The sequence below is a fragment of the Nocardioides sp. CPCC 205120 genome, from assembly GCF_048654585.1.
Classification (GTDB): domain Bacteria; phylum Actinomycetota; class Actinomycetes; order Propionibacteriales; family Nocardioidaceae; genus Nocardioides.
In genome coordinates this window covers 1,564,510-1,578,572 of record NZ_JBMCYY010000001.1, presented here as the reverse complement: position 1 = coordinate 1,578,572, position 14,063 = coordinate 1,564,510, and the positions used below count along the sequence as shown (strand labels likewise).

17 protein-coding genes are annotated in these 14,063 nt (G+C 71.6%); 8 read left to right on the top strand and 9 right to left on the bottom strand.

The genetic code is table 11. The features are described 5' to 3' along the window. Positions 1 to 3: 3 nt before the first annotated feature. From ACOACO_RS07315 to ACOACO_RS07295, 5 genes are read left to right on the top strand one after another with little or no spacing between them, the layout of a single operon-like run. Complete coding sequence (locus ACOACO_RS07315) at positions 4 to 693, top strand: glycosyltransferase family 2 protein (RefSeq protein WP_420295579.1); 690 nt, start codon at positions 4 to 6, stop codon at positions 691 to 693. Beyond that, entirely contained in the window at positions 690 to 1,439 is a 750-nt protein-coding gene (locus ACOACO_RS07310) for a TIGR04282 family arsenosugar biosynthesis glycosyltransferase (protein ID WP_420295578.1), read from the top strand. The genes ACOACO_RS07315 and ACOACO_RS07310 overlap by 4 nt, the downstream gene beginning before the upstream one ends. Further along, a complete protein-coding gene (locus ACOACO_RS07305; protein ID WP_420295577.1) occupies positions 1,436 to 2,110 on the top strand; it encodes a class I SAM-dependent methyltransferase in 675 nt (224 codons plus the stop codon). The genes ACOACO_RS07310 and ACOACO_RS07305 overlap by 4 nt, the downstream gene beginning before the upstream one ends. An 11-nt stretch (positions 2,111 to 2,121) precedes the next feature. Further along, on the top strand, positions 2,122 to 3,270 hold the full coding sequence (locus ACOACO_RS07300) for a molybdopterin-dependent oxidoreductase (protein ID WP_420295576.1): 1,149 nt from the start codon (positions 2,122 to 2,124) through the stop codon (positions 3,268 to 3,270). After that, positions 3,267 to 3,686, top strand: a complete 420-nt coding sequence (locus ACOACO_RS07295; protein ID WP_420295575.1) for a hypothetical protein — start codon at positions 3,267 to 3,269, stop codon at positions 3,684 to 3,686. Before ACOACO_RS07300 ends, ACOACO_RS07295 begins: the two co-directional genes overlap by 4 nt. Here ACOACO_RS07295 and ACOACO_RS07290 read toward each other — a convergent pair. Together ACOACO_RS07290 and glmS are read right to left on the bottom strand one after the other, a co-directional pair. After that, positions 3,683 to 4,039 (bottom strand): holo-ACP synthase, encoded by a 357-nt coding sequence (locus ACOACO_RS07290; protein ID WP_420295574.1) that lies wholly within the window; start codon positions 4,037 to 4,039, stop codon positions 3,683 to 3,685. The genes ACOACO_RS07295 and ACOACO_RS07290 overlap by 4 nt on opposite strands. Positions 4,040 to 4,050: 11 nt before the next feature. Next, entirely contained in the window at positions 4,051 to 5,895 is a 1,845-nt protein-coding gene (gene glmS / locus ACOACO_RS07285; protein ID WP_420295573.1) for a glutamine--fructose-6-phosphate transaminase (isomerizing), read from the bottom strand. A 99-nt stretch (positions 5,896 to 5,994) separates the two neighbouring features. On the opposite strand from glmS, the gene coaA reads away from it, so the two are divergent. After that, positions 5,995 to 6,978: a type I pantothenate kinase gene (coaA, locus tag ACOACO_RS07280; protein ID WP_420295572.1), complete on the top strand. Its 984-nt coding sequence runs from the start codon at positions 5,995 to 5,997 to the stop codon at positions 6,976 to 6,978. Between the two features lie 9 nt (positions 6,979 to 6,987). Here the strand turns inward: coaA and ACOACO_RS07275 are convergent, their stop codons facing one another. From ACOACO_RS07275 to ACOACO_RS07250, 6 genes are all read right to left on the bottom strand, one after another. Further along, complete coding sequence (locus ACOACO_RS07275; protein WP_420295571.1) at positions 6,988 to 7,173, bottom strand: DUF5302 domain-containing protein; 186 nt, start codon at positions 7,171 to 7,173, stop codon at positions 6,988 to 6,990. 241 nt (positions 7,174 to 7,414) lie between these two features. Further along, positions 7,415 to 7,543 (bottom strand): hypothetical protein, encoded by a 129-nt coding sequence (locus ACOACO_RS07270; protein WP_420295570.1) that lies wholly within the window; start codon positions 7,541 to 7,543, stop codon positions 7,415 to 7,417. A 91-nt stretch (positions 7,544 to 7,634) separates the two neighbouring features. After that, a complete protein-coding gene (locus ACOACO_RS07265) occupies positions 7,635 to 7,964 on the bottom strand; it encodes a recombinase family protein (RefSeq protein WP_420295569.1) in 330 nt (109 codons plus the stop codon). A 715-nt stretch (positions 7,965 to 8,679) separates the two neighbouring features. Beyond that, complete coding sequence (locus ACOACO_RS07260; RefSeq protein WP_420295568.1) at positions 8,680 to 9,075, bottom strand: nucleotidyl transferase AbiEii/AbiGii toxin family protein; 396 nt, start codon at positions 9,073 to 9,075, stop codon at positions 8,680 to 8,682. Between the two features lie 5 nt (positions 9,076 to 9,080). Further along, the gene (locus tag ACOACO_RS07255) at positions 9,081 to 9,446 is read right to left on the bottom strand and encodes a transcriptional regulator (protein WP_420295567.1); all 366 of its coding nucleotides are present in this window, start codon (positions 9,444 to 9,446) and stop codon (positions 9,081 to 9,083) included. Between the two features lie 254 nt (positions 9,447 to 9,700). Further along, positions 9,701 to 10,921: a hypothetical protein gene (locus tag ACOACO_RS07250; protein WP_420295566.1), complete on the bottom strand. Its 1,221-nt coding sequence runs from the start codon at positions 10,919 to 10,921 to the stop codon at positions 9,701 to 9,703. A 337-nt stretch (positions 10,922 to 11,258) separates the two neighbouring features. On the opposite strand from ACOACO_RS07250, the gene ACOACO_RS07245 reads away from it, so the two are divergent. Next, positions 11,259 to 11,870, top strand: coding sequence for a sigma-70 family RNA polymerase sigma factor (locus ACOACO_RS07245; RefSeq protein ID WP_420295565.1), 612 nt, complete (start codon positions 11,259 to 11,261; stop codon positions 11,868 to 11,870). Positions 11,871 to 11,876: 6 nt separating this feature from the next. Continuing rightward, on the top strand, positions 11,877 to 12,830 hold the full coding sequence (locus tag ACOACO_RS07240; protein WP_420295564.1) for a hypothetical protein: 954 nt from the start codon (positions 11,877 to 11,879) through the stop codon (positions 12,828 to 12,830). Positions 12,831 to 13,166: 336 nt separating this feature from the next. Here ACOACO_RS07240 and ACOACO_RS07235 read toward each other — a convergent pair whose 3' ends face one another. Then, the gene (locus ACOACO_RS07235; RefSeq protein WP_420295563.1) at positions 13,167 to 13,763 is read right to left on the bottom strand and encodes a M23 family metallopeptidase; all 597 of its coding nucleotides are present in this window, start codon (positions 13,761 to 13,763) and stop codon (positions 13,167 to 13,169) included. Positions 13,764 to 14,063: the final 300 nt, after the last annotated feature.

Below are 14,063 nucleotides of genomic sequence, written 5' to 3'. Positions count from 1 at the left end.
GGTGTGACACCCCCCACCCCTTCCGGGGGCCTCCCCGCCGGCACCTGCGACCTCGTGCTGCCCTGCCGCGACGAGGCCGCCGCGCTGCGGCACCTGCTGCCGCGCATCCCGGCCGCCTTCTCGGTCGTCGTCGTGGACAACGGCTCGCGTGACGGCACGGCCGACGTCGCCCGGTCGCTGGGGGCCCGCGTGGTCGCCGAGCCGACCCCGGGGTACGGCGCCGCGTGCCACGCCGGCCTGCTCGCCGCCACCGCCGACCTCGTGGCGTTCATGGACGGTGACGGCTCGTTCGACCCCGCCGCCCTGCTGCCGCTGGTCGAGGACGTCCGGTCCGGCCGTGCCGACATGGCGGTCGGGCGCCGCCGCCCGGTCGGCCGCGGCATCTGGCCCTGGCACGCCCGGGCCGGGAACGCGCTCGTCGTGGCCTGGCTGCGGCGCCGCATCGGCATGCAGATGCACGACATCGGGGCCGTGCGGGTGGTCGGCCGCACCGCGCTGCTCGACCTCGGCGTCGAGGACCGTCGCTTCGGCTACCCCGTCGAGCTGGTCGACCGGGCGGTCCGCGCCGGGTGGCGCATCGCCGAGCACGACGTCGCCTACCACCCGCGGGCCGAGGGCACGCGCTCCAAGGTGTCGGGCTCGGTGCGCGGCACCGCCCGCACCGCCCGCGACTTCTGGCGGGTGCTGTCGTGAGCGGCCCGCCACCCGCCCACGTGCTCGTCGTCGCCAAGGCACCCGTGCCCGGGCTGGCCAAGACGCGCCTGGGGGCCGAGGTGGGCATGGTCGAGGCCGCCACGCTGGCGACCGCGGCCCTCCTCGACACCCTCGACGCCGCGCAGCGGTACGCCGGCCCGCACCGCTGCCACGTCGCCCTCGCTGGCGACCTGGACGAGGCGGTGGACGGCGGTGGGACCCTGCGCGCGGCGCTGACCGGGTGGACGGTGCGCCCGCAGGTCGAGGGCGACTTCGACGAGCGGCTGGCCGCGGCGCACGCCGAGGTGCCCGGCCCCGTGGTGCAGGTCGGCATGGACACCCCCCAGGTCACCCCGGACCTGCTGGCCGAGGTCGTGGCCGGCCTCGCGGACCACGACGCCGTGCTCGCCCCGGCCGCCGACGGCGGCTGGTGGGCGCTGGCCCTGCGGGACCCCCGCGACGCCGTCGCCCTGCGGGGCGTGCCCATGTCGACGGCCGGCACCGGCGCCGCCACCCGGGCGGCGCTCGAGGCCGCCGGGCTGAGCGTCGGGTCGGCGCCCGAGCTGGTCGACGTCGACGAGGTCGACGACGCCCGCGCGGTGGCCGCCGCGGCGCCGTCGACCCGCTTCGCCCGCGGCTGGCGCGCGGCGATCGGGGAACCGGACCCATCCGATCGGGTCGTCGCACCGAACCACTCCTCATGGACACGACGACCCGACCAGCAGCCGGCCGGAGGTGGGCGATGAAGGAGGTCTCCTTCTCCGAGCTGTTCGCACGCGCGCTCAACGGTGTCCCCTGCACCGTGGTGGGTCTCGTCGACGACCCCGACGCTGTGCCGGAGGACCTGCCGGTGGGCGACTGGCGCCGCCCGGCGCAGAAGTCCGACCTCGCCGTGCTCGACCTGTGCGAGGGCGTGACGATGGACGTCGGCTGCGGACCGGGCCGGATGGCTGCGGCGCTCGTCGAGCGCGGCCACGACGTGCTCGCCATCGACGTGGTCGCCGAGTCCGTCCGGCTGGCGCGCGAGCGCGGCGTCGTCGCCCTGCAGCACGACGTGTTCGAGGCCCTGCCCCACGAGGGGCGGTGGACCACGGTGCTGCTGGCCGACGGCAACGTCGGCATCGGCGGCGACCCCGAGGCCCTGCTGCGCCGGGTGCGCGAGCTCGTCGAGCCGCGCGGGCGCGTGGTCGTCGACCTGGCCGGACCGGGCGTCGGCATCGCCTCGCGCTGGGCGCGGCTGCAGTGCGGCGACACCGTCAGCCGGCCGTTCCGCTGGTCGGTCGTCGGGGTCGACGCGATCGACGAGCTCGCGCGCAGCGCCGGGTTCGAGGTCCTCACCCTCCACGTCGTCGACGACCGCTGGACCGCGGTGCTCGGCGACGCCGCTCCCGCCTCCGGGGTCGGCGAGACCTCATGAGGAGGCCGGCCGTGCCCACGGAGGCCGCGTTCACCTCGCGGCTGCGGAGCGCGGCCGTCGCGGCGCGGGTCGGAGCCTGGCTCGGCGTCTGCTTCACCATCTGCTTCCTCACGGGGCTCATCAGCCACTGGGCCCAGCTGCCCCGCCCCGCGGTGCCGTTCCCGACGTCGCCGGCCTCGGGCTACCGGGTCACCCAGGGCCTCCACGTCATCACGGGCACGGCCTGCGTGCCGCTGCTGCTCGTGAAGCTGTGGACCGTGCAGCCCGGCCTGCTCCACCCCGTGCCCGCCGGCACGCGCAAGCGGCTCCTCGACGTCGCCGAGCGGGCCTCGATCGGTGTGCTGGTGGCCGCCGCGATCTTCCAGCTGGCGACCGGGCTGGCCAACGCGGCCCGCTGGTACCCCTGGCAGGACTTCTCCTTCCGCACCACCCACTTCGCGATCGGCTGGGTCGCCATCGGCGCGCTCGTGCTGCACGTCGCCGTCAAGCTGCCCGTCATCCGCACCGCGCTCGGGGCCGACGTCGAGGACACCGCGCTCGACCGCCCCACCGCCACGCGGCCGGGCGTCCTGTCGCGCCGCGGGCTGCTGCGCACCACGTGGGCGGCCACCGGCGTCGCCGTCCTGGCCACCGCGGGCAGCGCCGTGCCGTGGCTGCGGGACGTCTCGGTGCTGGGCGTCCGCTCCGGCGACGGCCCGCAGGGCGTGCCGATCAACACCTCGGCGGAGCGCGCGGGCGTGCGCGCGACGGCGAGCGACCCGGCGTACCGGCTCGAGGTGGTGCACGGCGAGCGCACCGTGCTGCTGACGCGCGCGGACCTCGTGGCCCTCCCCCAGCGCACCGAGACCCTCCCCATCGCCTGCGTGGAGGGCTGGAGCGCGTCGGGCACGTGGGGCGGGGTCCGGCTGCGCGACGTGCTCGACCTCGTCGACGCCCCGCGCAGCCCCCACGTCGTCGTGACCTCGCTGCAGGAGTCGGGGCCCTACCGGCGCACCGAGCTGCCCGGCAACTTCGCCGACGACGACCGCACGCTGCTGGCCCTCGAGCTGTCCGGCGAGCCGCTGACGCTCGACCACGGCGCCCCGACGCGCCTCATCGCGCCGAACCGGCCCGGCGTGCTGCAGACCAAGTGGGTCACGCGGCTGGAGGTCCAGGCGTGACCGCGGCCCGCGGGGCCCTGGGGGCGCTCGGCGTCGGGCTCGCGGCGTACGGCGCCTTCCTGCTGCTCACCCGCCAGGAGACGGCGCAGGTCGTCGACGTGGCGGTGTGGTTCCTCGTCGGAGTGCTGCTGCACGACTTCGTGCTGGCCCCCGTGGCGCTCGCGCTGGGGTGGGCCCTGCCGCGCGTCGTGCCGGCCGGCGCACGCGCCCCGGTCGCCGCGGCGGGGATCGTGCTGGTGGGGGTGACCCTGGCGACCGTGCCGGTGCTCGGCCGGTTCGGGGCCCTGCCGGACAACCCGACGCTGCTCGATCGCCCCTACGTCGCGGGCTGGTGCGCGCTGGCCGGTGTCGTGGTCGCCGCCGCCGTCGCGGGCGGGCTGCTGGCCCGCCGGCGCCGCGCGAGCCCCCAGCCCTAGCGCTCGAGCACGACGAACGCCGTCGCGACCCCGGCGTCGTGGCTCAGCGAGACGTGCGAGTCGCGCACGCCCAGCGCGGTGGCGCGGGCCAGCACGGTGCCCCGCAGGGCGAGGTACGGCGCCGCGCCCGCCTCGCGCAGCACCTCGGCGTCGTGCCACGCGAGGTCGCCGGGGGCGCCCAGCGCCTTGGCCAGCGCCTCCTTGGCCGCGAAGCGGGCGGCCAGCGACTCCAGCGAGCGGCCCTCGACCTCGGCGGGGGTGAAGAGCCGGGTGCGCAGGCTCGGCGTGCGCTCCAGGGAGGCGCCGAACCGGCCGACGTCGCAGACGTCGACCCCCACGGCCACGATCGGCACCGCTGCCGCGCCTACTCGACCGTGACGGACTTGGCGAGGTTGCGGGGCTGGTCGACGTCGTGGCCCTTGACGGTCGCCAGCTCGCAGGCGAAGAGCTGCAGCGGCACGGTGGCCACGAGCGGCTGGAGCAGCGTCGGCACCTTGGGCAGCCGGAACAGCACGTCGGCGTACGGCTCGATGTCCGTGTCGCCCTCCTCGGCGAAGCAGATGGTGCGGGCGCCGCGCGCCCGGACCTCCTGGATGCCGCTGATCATCTTGTCGTGCAGCTGGTCCCGGCCGCGCGACGGCACGATGCAGAGCACGGGCAGGCCCTCGTCGACCAGCGCGATGGGGCCGTGCTTGAGCTCGCCGGCGGCGAAGCCCTCCGCGTGCAGGTAGGCCAGCTCCTTGAGCTTGAGGGCCCCCTCGAGCGCGACCGGGTAGCCGGCGTGGCGGCCGAGGAAGAGCACGGAGGTGGCGTCGACGTACTCCCCCGCGAGGTCGTAGACCTCCTGGGCGCGGTCGAGCACGTCCTGGATCTGCGCGGGGATCGCCTCGAGCTGGCGCACCACCTGGTTGATCTCGTCGCCGTACCGGGTGCCCTTGACCTGGGCCAGGTAGAGGGCGAGCAGGTAGCAGGCCACGAGCTGCGTGAGGAAGCCCTTGGTGGAGGCGACGCCGATCTCGGGGCCGGCGTGGGTGTAGATGACGGCGTCGGACTCGCGCGGGATCGTCGAGCCGTTGGTGTTGCAGATCGCGAGCACCTTCGAGCGCTGCACGCGCGCGTGGCGGATCGCCTGCAGGGTGTCGGCGGTCTCGCCGGACTGGCTGATCGCGACGACGAGCGTGGAGTAGTTGAGGATCGGGTCGCGGTAGCGGAACTCGCTGGCCAGCTCGACCTCGACCGGGATGCGGCACCAGTGCTCGATGGCGTACTTCGCGACCATGCCCGCGTAGAACGACGTGCCGCACGCGATGATGATGATCTTGTCGATGTCGCGCAGCTCGTCGTCGGACAGGCGCACCTCGTCGAGCTGCAGCGTGCCCTCCGCGTTCGTGCGGCCCAGGAGCGAGTCGGCCACGGCGCGCGGCTGCTCGAAGATCTCCTTGCGCATGAACCAGTCGTGGCCGTCCTTCTCGGCGGCCGAGAGATCCCAGTCGACGTGGTACTGCCGGCCCTGCGCCGGGACCCCGTCGAAGCCGGTGACCTCCACGCCCTCCCGGGTGATGGTGACGACCTGGTCCTGGTCGAGCTCGAGCGCCTCACGGGTGTGCTCGATGAAGGCGGCGACGTCGGAGCCGAGGAAGTTCTCGCCCTCGCCGAGGCCGACGACCAGCGGCGAGTTGCGGCGCGCGGCCACGACCCGGTCGGGGTCCAGCGCGTCGACCGCGACCAGCGTGAAGGCGCCCTCGAGGCGCGAGCACACGCGCTGCATCGCGACCGTCAGGTCCTCCCCCGACGCCAGCTGCAGCTCGAGGAGGTGCGCGGCGATCTCGGTGTCGGTCTCGGAGACCAGCGAGATGCCCTCGTCCTCGAGCCGCTTCCGCAGCGCGGCGAAGTTCTCGATGATGCCGTTGTGCACCACCGCGAGCCGGCCCTCGCTGCCGAGGTGGGGGTGGGCGTTGACGTCGGTGGGGGCGCCGTGGGTGGCCCACCGGGTGTGACCGATGCCGGTCGTGGACGTCGGCAGCGGCGTCTCGTCGATGGCCTTCTCGAGGTTGGCGAGCTTGCCCGCCCGCTTGTCGACGGCCAGCGTGCCCTCGTGGACCAGCGCGATGCCCGCGGAGTCGTAGCCCCGGTACTCCATCCGCCGCAGACCCTCGATCACCACGTCCTGGGCCGAACGCTGACCGACGTACCCGACGATTCCACACATAGCGACTGAGTCTACGGCGCCTCCGGGCTTTTCCCGGGACCCGCGACTCCGGGCCCAGGTGCCGCCGCGGCGGAACGGGGTGCTGCAACAATGCCCCCCATGTCTGCCGCCGGCGACGTGGTGCACCTCGATCACCACGGACGCGAGCCCGCCTCCCCGTACGTCGAGCTCGACCGGTCCGCGTGGGCCGGCCTGGCCGACGCCACGGAGAGCCCGCTGACGTACGCCGAGATCCGCCGGCTGCGCGGCCTCGGGACCCACCTCGACCTCGACGAGGTGCAGCAGATCTACCTGCCGCTCTCGCGGCTCCTCAGCCTGTACGTCGAGTCCAACGGCCAGCTCCACCGGCGCACGGAGGACTTCCTCGGGCGCCCGCAGCCCCGCCGTACCCCGTTCGTCATCGGGGTCGCCGGGTCCGTCGCGGTCGGCAAGTCCACGACCGCCCGCGTGCTGCAGGAGCTGCTCGCCCGCTGGCCCGAGCACCCCAACGTCGCGCTCGTGACGACCGACGGGTTCCTGCACCCCAACGCCGAGCTGGAGCGGCGCGGCCTGCTCGGGCGCAAGGGCTTCCCCGAGTCCTACGACCGGCGCGCGCTGCTGCGCTTCGTGGTCGACATCAAGTCGGGGCGCGACGAGGTCGAGGCGCCGATCTACTCGCACCTGTCGTACGACGTGCGCCGCGACGAGAAGGTCGTGGTGCAGCACCCCGACATCGTCATCGTCGAGGGCCTCAACGTGCTGCAGCCCGCCGCCGTGCGCGACGACGGCCGCACGAGCCTCGCCGTCAGCGACTTCTTCGACTTCTCCGTCTACGTCGACGCGGCGACCAGCGACATCCAGCGCTGGTACGTCGAGCGGTTCCTGCGCCTGCGCGAGACCGCGTTCCAGGACCCGGCGTCGTACTTCCGCAAGTACGCCGAGCTGTCCGAGGACGAGGCCGTCGCGGAAGCGACCCGGATCTGGGACGCCATCAACGGCCCCAACCTCGTGCAGAACGTGCTGCCGACGCGGTCCCGCGCCACGCTCGTGCTCCGCAAGGACCGCGACCACTCGGTGCGGTACGTGCGGCTGCGCAAGCTCTGACCGCGGGGCTCAGGACCCGCCGCCACCCGCCTTGCGCCGGTGCATCTGCGGCGCCGCACCGCCCGCGACCTCGGGGCCGTGGGCCTTGCCGTCGTTGCCCACCGAGTCGTCGGGGTGGTCGTGCGCCTGCTTGCGCGCCAACGCCTCCCGCATCTTGGCCTTGACGTCGTCCGGGGCCTTGTTCGATCCGCTCACGGGTGCCTCCTCGGCTAGCGCGTCGGTCGGGCGGCCGCCCGACCTCCCCACCCTGTCACCCGTCCGGGCGTGCGGTCGAGGGATTTCCGGGCGCTGCTGTCGACACCTGGGCAGGTGAGCGCTGCGGGACGCGGCTGCGGCATTGTCCCTCCGGTTGAAGGACACGGCCACCGAGACCCAGCCGACGCACGCCAGCGACGACGCGGACGGCGCTGTCGCGTCGGTGGGTGATCCCACGGACTCACCCGCCGACCGCGCCGCGCAGGCCCGGCACGACCGTGACCGTGCACAGCGCCCTCGGCTCCTCGGGCGTGTGAAGATCGCGCGCGTTGACCAGGTGGGGCCGCGTGCCGACAGGGACGTCGGCCATCCAGGTCGAGGGCAATCGCGCGGGCCCTGTCGCTCCCGCTCGTGACAGGGTCTCGGCTCGTTCGAGCGCCCGGCAGGTGCCGCTCCTGGGGCTAGGACAACTTGGGGTGTCGCCCCTTCAGCCTGCCCTCCGCTCTGGCGACGGCCATGCCCTCGCGGGTGCCGGCTGCGATCAGGTCTGCTTCGAACTCGGCCACCATCACGAGCACGTTGAACAGCAGCCGGCCGATCGGGTCGGTGGGGTCGTGGACCGATCCGCCGATCGCCAACTGCACGCCGGCAACGATCAGTTCGCCGACGATGTCGCGGGCGTCCGGGATCGAGCGTGCGAGGCGGTAGGGATTGGCGACCAGCGGGGTGTGGCCTTCTCGGCAGGGTGCGAGCGCGGCGGTGAGCCCTCGACTGACATGCCGCCGGGACATTCCGCATACGGCCCCGCCACCGGGATTAGTTGCGGACGGGTTCGACGGGACGGCGCGACCCGCGCAGTGACGCCGAGCGCGCGCCGGTCGGCGGTGTCCCGTTGGAGGATCCTCATCGAAACGGCGCCGGCCGTGTCAACTGCAGGCGGTTCAGCGCAGATCCGGACCCGTGATCGTTACTTCCCCCCCGTGCGCAGTCCCCAGACGGCGAGAGCAAAGAAAGAAGCGGTGCCTGCTGCCAAGACATGCTCAGCTCCACATGCAGCCACAACTGCTGCGACGGCTTAGAGGGCCTGGGTCGAACTTCTGCCTCACTCGGTTCATCTCGCTCACCATGTTGCTCCCGCTGCGTCGCCGCCTGTCATCGGCGCCCACTTGGCACGTGGGGGCTCGATGAGGAGCCCATCCCTTGTGAGCAGAGTGCCTAGCCCCCAGGCCTGACCTATGCAGTTCCTGCTGTCCGATCAGTCGGCGTCGTTCTGGGTGTGCGTGCGCCCTTCTCGCTTCTCGATCCCGGTGCCACGCTGAACACCCGGGAAAGTGAAGTAGTTGATGAAGCCAATGCCCACGCCAGCTATAACGGGAAACTCAAGATTGGTCGATCGACTTCTGTCCGGGAAGAGCAGAGAATTTCCAAAGTAAAAGAAAACTGCCGCACCGAGGCCGAGAAAGACTGCATACAAAAGTCGGCGTCCTCGTTGTTTCTTCGACGGAGTCAACGATGTTGTCCCTTTCGCTCGTTCCGAAGTGGCGGCTCGTTGGCAGGCCGGGTGTTGGGGTCGAGGACCTCGAGACGGGCGAACCCGTCGAGACGGCGCAACGTGGTCACCTGGAACCCTTCGTCCCCCAGGCTGGCGATCACCTGGTCGACGGCAGCGCTGAACGTGGCTGGGTCGACCTGTGCGGTGAACAGGTCGACGTCCTCGGTCGGGCGGTCGGTCACCCCGTGGGCGCGGATCGCGCCAGCACCGGCCAGCGCGAAACCCGACCCGGCCGAACCGGCCGAGCCTCGCAGCGCTGCTGCGGTCACCCGCTGCTGCGTCAGCTCAAACGCAGCGCGGCCACCGCTAGGCGCTGCGGCGTCGTCGGTGGGCGGCTTGCGGGTGCTCACGGGCCCTACCGGCTCGCGGCGTGGACCGGCTCGTGGGCGTCGGTGACCGCCTGATCGCCGGCGAGCTCGGGGAAGCGGGCTTGCCACAGCTCGCGCGCACGGCGCGGGATCATCAGCCGCTCCCAGTCCTTGACGAGCAGGTCGCGGTTCAGCAGGGCCGCCTGCTCCTCGTGGCCGCCCTCGGCGATCACAGCGACGTAGACCAGACGCCGTACCGCCGGGTCGTCGAGGTCACGCCGCGGCCCACCGGGAGCCCAGAGCACCGCGTGCGGCACCTCGACCGTCCCGCCGACCGGGCCGGTCAGGTCCTCGAGGCGCGCGGGCACCTCGTAGGGACGGTGGTCGCGAAAGAACGTGCGCTGCTCCACCACGGCCACCTCCTCGTCGTCTTCTGCGAGCGCCTCATGGTGCCCGGCTCCAGTATCGATGATAGGTGGCCTCCGACCGCACGATCGCGGAGCGCCGCCCGCGACGCAGCTCTTCCCGGTGAGGGGGCGATTCCGCGGAACCGCCCCCGCACCCGCGTTGCTGCAGTCCCCGGGCGGGAGCCGTGTCAGGCGAGGATGGCGTTGTGGTCGTGGTGGAGGGCCTCCATCCGGAACACCTCGGATCGCCGGTCGGGGTGTCAGTTGGCGACCGACCACCCGCCTCCGTGACTTTCGTTTAGCTCTCCGAGTAGGGCGCCCACGGACGTGTAGTGCACGGCGGTATAGCAGGTGTCGGGACCGTAGACGGTGTCGCACGGCTCGGTATCCCCCCCGTACGCGTGAATGAGCCCGGCAGCGCGCAAAGGGTTCGAGGCCGCCGATTGGTAGAGCATGGCGCCACCGCTGTCACCGTCAGCCACCATCGGGCGGCCGTTGTTCTCGGCTACGACGACCTCACACGTGTTGGCCTCACCCGGCTCGTCAGCAGGGCACCAGGGCGTGGTCGTGCTGCCCTGGATGTATCCGAGGTGCTCTCCGGAGTTTGCTCCGTTGGATGCGACCGCAACCCCAGGAGTGCTGCCGTAGTACGGACCGCCGATCGGATCGGCGTAGGCGCTGTCTAAACCGGGAGCGCCCCGGTATTGGTAGTTCGAGAACGACAACGTCGTGTTCATGACGGCCATGTCGAAAGCTCGGACCATCGTCGTACCTCCAGCTGCGAGACCGGGGTAAAGGCCGACCAGGTCGTAGCGGCGGACGGGGCCTGTTGCGCCGAAGTCAGGGGCCGGGTAGTTGATCATTTGGTCGAAACAGTGTGCTGCCGTCAGCATCCGCAGCGCGGTGCCCGACGCCGAGTCGCGGCGGACGACGAAGCCGGACGAGCAGATGGAGTAGCCCCCTCCCCCGTCGACCTCGGTCTGAAGCAGAGCGCCGCCCTTCACAGGCGATGCGTCATAGTTTCGATTGGCTGCCGGAGAGACGCCTCCGGGGACGACCCAAACCGGAACGCCAAGGCGTTCTGCTGCCGCCACGGCGTCGATCCCGGCGTCGGGGGCGTGGGTCAGCACGACCCCGGCGCCGTCGTTGCGCGGACCAAGCGAGGTAATGCCCATGTTCTCGGCGTCAGCGAACTCAGCGATGCGCCGATTAAGAGCGTTGCGGTCATGGGTGGCTGAGTGGACCTGGACCTGCACCTCGCCCAGTAGGCTCTGGAGGGTGCGGGTCACGGTTGCGGGGACGGCGCCGTCGACCCAGAACAGGTGGATGGCCATGTCGGACTGGTTCGTCACCACTCCGGCAAACCCGGCCGGGTACGCCTCCTGTCCGTCCAAGCCGACGGCCGCCAGCGCCGTTGTCAGCAGATCGGTGCGCCGCAGGATTTCTTCGATTCCCAACCGCTGCTGCTGCTCCGTGGTCATCATGACCTCGTCGTTGCCGAACGCGGTCGAGTAGTCGTCGGCTCGGTGGACGAGGCCTTCGCTCGCCGCAGCGGTCGACTGCTCAGTCGGCTCCGGGGGTGCACCAGTGGCGCTGGCGTCGAACTCAGACCGGCGCCGATGAAAACCGTGGCCGAGACAGCGGCAAGAGCGATGCGCACCTTCATGTAGACCTCTCCGAGCGTTCGAGTAGCGCTGTAAACGTCTGACCTTCGAACTGTGTCCTGGGACGCACAACACGTCGATGTGGACTAGACGTCCGGCGCTCGTACAACCAGGGGGGTTGTCACCCGCGTCAGCGTGTCGAGAGGGGGCACCGATGAACGAAGAAGAGTTCGTTGCGTTCGTCAGGGCTAGCGGCGGGCGACTTGAGACGGTCGCGCGCGCCCTTAACGGTGGCGACGCCGCCGCGGCCGAGGACCTCGTGCAGGGGGTGCTCGAGCGGTCCTGGTTTGCCTGGCAGAAGACGGTGCCTGACCACCCGTACGCGTACGCCCGATCCGCGCTCGTTAAGGCGCACATCTCCGAGCGGCGCCGTGCGCGGTGGCGTTTGGAGGCTGTCGGGCTGGGCACGGAAGGTGCCGGCGACCCAGGGCCGCCTGGAGGTGACGAAGAGTTAAGAACTACAGATCGTCTCGTGCTCGAAGAAGCCCTTCGCCTCCTTCCCACGCGTCAGCGCCAAGCCGTGGTCCTGCGCTTCTTGGAAGACCTGCCCGTCGCTGAGGTCGCGAGCTTGCTGCGGTGCAGCACGGGTGCGGTGAAGCGCAACACCCACGAGGGTCTCGATAAGTTGAGCGACGCCTTGCGTGAGCAGTGGGGCGCCCCATCCCCATTGCCCCGGTCCAGCATCCAGTCCGAGGGCCAGCCCGGTATCCGGTCCGGCCAACAGGCCGGTATGGGGCAAACCCGACCGGAACGAGCATCGAAGTGAGGCACCGTGAACACTGACCTGGGCGACGAGCAGATTCTGAAGCGGGCGCGTGCCGCCTACGACGAGCCCCGATCGTGGAACGGGCCAATCCCCTTGCCCGCCTCCGCCCGCACCGCGGCCACAAGGCGCCGCATCCGCGCGCGGTCGTTCCGGTTCCCGGCGCCCCTAGGGGTCGCCGCGGCCTGCGCCGCGGTCGTTGCCATTGCGTTCGCTGGACCCACCCTCTTCGGTGATCGCGGCCCAGCACCCAGCGGCGCGCCCTCGAATGACGTGCCGGGCTCCACGGCGGGCGAAGTCAGCGACGAGGAGGCGGAGGTGCTCGCAGAGGTGTACGCCGCCGTCGACGCGGCGGGAGCCTCTCCCACCGACGCAGCTGTCAGCGTGGACCTTGAGTCATCCCGAATGCAGGTGTGGCTTCTAGCGGACACGCCGGTCGACCTCGAACCGGTCGTCGCCGGCAGCGCTATGCACCGCGGCCTGACGCTGGAGACCGCCGAGATGACGTTGCCCCAACGCCTCGGCGAAGGCGATGGCGAAACAGCACGCGCCGTCGAGCGGATGGAAACCTTGTACCGGGGCGCAGGAGAGCGAGCTGGGTACGTCAGCCTGCGCGCCTTCGACGGCCCCTCAATCATTACCGTCTGGCGCAGCACGCCCGATGCGGAGACCGACGCCGCCGCCGTCGCCATTGCAGACCAGGCTGGGCTCACCCTCCAGGTCCTAACGAGCCGCTGGACCGAGGACGCCCTCGCTGACTTGGGCGGCGACCTCATTGCCCAGAATGACACCTGGGAGCAGTCCGGGTTCACCGTCAGCGGCATCGAGACTCGGCCGTCGGGCGCGATCGTCCAGGTCACCGGCGACCTGGCGGCGGCGACCGATCGACTGACGGATATAGACGGCGTCATCCGGGTCGAGGAGGGCGCTATCCGGAGCGGCCCGCTCTTCATACAAGACTGAGGCGAGCACGCACATCCGACTGGGCGGGTCACTCATCGGCATCCCGGTCCACCCGCCCACGGGGCGCCATGAGCGACTACGCGCCTCCTTCCGGCTGCACGAACGAGGGGGACCCGTTCGAGCTCAAGCGTCGGGTCACTAATGGACGTCCGTCGCGTGACGGCGGTCGGAGCGCGCGAGACCTCGCGCTCGGACCGGCGTCTCATCGACGCGGTCCACCTCGACGCGTACGTGCCGCCTGCGGGCTGACGCCGCTCGCTGGCCCTCGCGGATAGGAACGACAGCACGGGGGCGCCAATGTGGCGCCCCCGTTTGGTCGTCCAAAGGGGCGAAAGGTCACGGCGTGAGGGTGCGGCCGGCGTTGTTGCGCAGCCAGGTCGAGGGGTTGATGTTGTCGGCGTAGATGGAGCCGTTGGTGGGGTGGACCTCGAAGTGCAGGTGGCAGCCGGTGCTGTTGCCGAGGGAGCCGACGTAGCCGACGATCTGCCCGGACTGGACCTGGTCGCCGTCGGCGACGTTGGCGGCGGCCATGTGGGAGTACCAGGTGGCGAGGGCGTCGGGTCCGGTCTCGATCTTGATGAAGTTCGGCCCGGCCCATCCGCTCTGTGAGGCGTCGGTGCGCACGACGCCGGCGTGGGCGGCGCAGACCGGCTCACCGCAGGGCAGGGAGAAGTCGGTGCCGGTGTGGGCGCGAGCCCAGTTGCCGCCGGAGTTGCCCCAGTTCTGCCGGTCGATCGAGACCCCGTTGGCGACCGGGTAGGTCACCTCACCGGGTGCGACGTTGAGCCCGGAGCAGGGCTGGCCGGCCTCGAGGACCTCGACGCCGGCGTCGGTCATCGGGGTGGTGAGGTCGACCGCGTCGTCCCACAGCGGGGCGTAGTGGAAGGGGTCGGCGTTGCGTTGGGTCTTGTGCGCGGCGAGCGTGGGTTCCATGGTCCCCAGGCCTCGACGCGCAGCAGGCCTCGTAGAAGTTGATCGACGACATGCGGGGTCCATCCGCTCCTCGTAGCTGCCCCCAGGCGCCGTTCGCGCGCTGCTGGAACAGCCCGCGGGAGTCCGGGCCGGCGTTGTCGCCGTAGTCGATGACCTTCAGGCTCGACTCGCCCATCGCGGTCATCACCGCGATGGCCTGGGCACGCGCCGGCACAGAGATGTCCTCACCGGCGGCGATGATCGCCGCGGCGTTGGCGAGCTGCTCGGGGTCCCATCGTCCGATCCCGCCGGCGGGGACGT

What these genes read in the sequence shown, in the direction of transcription:
- ACOACO_RS07305 (WP_420295577.1), top strand. Translation starts at nt 1,436, where the DNA reads ATGAAGGAGGTCTCCTTCTCCGAGCTGTTCGCACGCGCGCTCAACGGT.
- glmS (WP_420295573.1), bottom strand. Translation starts at nt 5,895, where the DNA reads ATGTGTGGAATCGTCGGGTACGTCGGTCAGCGTTCGGCCCAGGACGTG.
- coaA (WP_420295572.1), top strand. Translation starts at nt 5,995, where the DNA reads ATGTCTGCCGCCGGCGACGTGGTGCACCTCGATCACCACGGACGCGAG.
- ACOACO_RS07270 (WP_420295570.1), bottom strand. Translation starts at nt 7,543, where the DNA reads ATGGCCGACGTCCCTGTCGGCACGCGGCCCCACCTGGTCAACGCGCGC.
- ACOACO_RS07265 (WP_420295569.1), bottom strand. Translation starts at nt 7,964, where the DNA reads ATGTCCCGGCGGCATGTCAGTCGAGGGCTCACCGCCGCGCTCGCACCC.
- ACOACO_RS07250 (WP_420295566.1), bottom strand. Translation starts at nt 10,921, where the DNA reads ATGACCACGGAGCAGCAGCAGCGGTTGGGAATCGAAGAAATCCTGCGG.
- ACOACO_RS07245 (WP_420295565.1), top strand. Translation starts at nt 11,259, where the DNA reads ATGAACGAAGAAGAGTTCGTTGCGTTCGTCAGGGCTAGCGGCGGGCGA.
- ACOACO_RS07235 (WP_420295563.1), bottom strand. Translation starts at nt 13,763, where the DNA reads ATGGAACCCACGCTCGCCGCGCACAAGACCCAACGCAACGCCGACCCC.